Raw genomic sequence first — 1,027 nt, forward strand, 5'->3', positions numbered from 1 at the left:
AGAGCTAATGGTGGCGAAAATCGTGCCGTATATCTTTGTCGGCTTAATTCAGGTTTTCATCATTCTAGGGTTGGGACATTGGATTTTCGGCGTACCAATTAACGGTGCAATCAGCCAAATTCTGTTTGGAACCTTGTTGTTTATCGCCGCCAGCTTAACTTTAGGATTGGTCATATCCACCATCGCCACAACACAACTTCAAGCGATGCAAATGACGGTGTTCATTCTTCTGCCTTCGATTCTGCTGTCTGGATTTATGTTCCCTTACGAGGGCATGCCAGTCGCTGCACAGTGGATTTCAGAAGCCCTGCCTGCCACTCACTTTATGCGCATGATTCGAGGCATAGTGTTGCGAGGAGCGGATCTGATGGACTTATGGCGAGATACCCTTTGGCTGCTCGGGTTTACCGTATTTGGATTGGTCGTCGCATCACTAAGGTTTAAGAAATCGCTCGATTAAAGTTGCCCATTTTTCTCTTCCGTAGAAACAAAAATAGCCTCGACAAAGAGGCTATTTTTGTTTGGAAATTTGAATGCCTTACTGACAATGCTCAATAGCACGATTCGGTTTAGTAATATTCACCAAAAGAACAATCGCGTAAGTCAGAAATGCTGTAATTCTTCAACGAGTTAATTTTGAAGTTAAAAACCACTTCTTTACATACCATCCCGTCTCGGTCGGTATAGGTGATGAACCCTTCACTGTAAGCACGCTTGCCATCAGAGGATTTAACATGCGCTGCAAGCTCTAAATGCCCTTTGTGAGCTTCTACGCGGTTCATCATTTCAAACACATCCATCCACTCTTCGCGATTTGCCATTTGTATCAACATGGATTTGGCCTGTGTTTCCAACTGCTGCGGATACACGTAATAACGGTTGTAACCAAAGTATGCGCACATCAGTAATAGAACGAGTGCAAATGAGGTTGTTCTTGTCATGCAAGCTGCCTCTTGTTGTTATAAAAACTCTGCTTCGTTAATTCAGTATAGGAAGCGAGCAAAGTTTAGGTTATAGAACTTGCTCA

At 43.4% G+C, this 1,027-nt stretch carries 2 protein-coding genes; one reads left to right on the forward strand and one right to left on the reverse strand.

Translation table 11 applies throughout. The annotated features are described in order from the left end of the window. The coding region (locus R7Z50_RS24900; protein ID WP_318149403.1) for an ABC transporter permease at window positions 1-460 on the forward strand (460 nt) is incomplete at its 5' end. A 109-nt stretch (window positions 461-569) separates the two neighbouring features. Here the strand turns inward: R7Z50_RS24900 and R7Z50_RS24905 are convergent. Next, window positions 570-941, reverse strand: coding sequence for a hypothetical protein (locus R7Z50_RS24905; RefSeq protein ID WP_005487881.1), 372 nt, complete (start codon window positions 939-941; stop codon window positions 570-572). Window positions 942-1,027: the final 86 nt, after the last annotated feature.

The sequence above is a fragment of the Vibrio sp. 1249-1 genome (genome assembly GCF_033340495.1).

Coding starts and splice junctions, on each gene's coding strand:
- R7Z50_RS24905 (WP_005487881.1), bottom strand. CDS start 941: ATGACAAGAACAACCTCATTTGCACTCGTTCTATTACTGATGTGCGCA.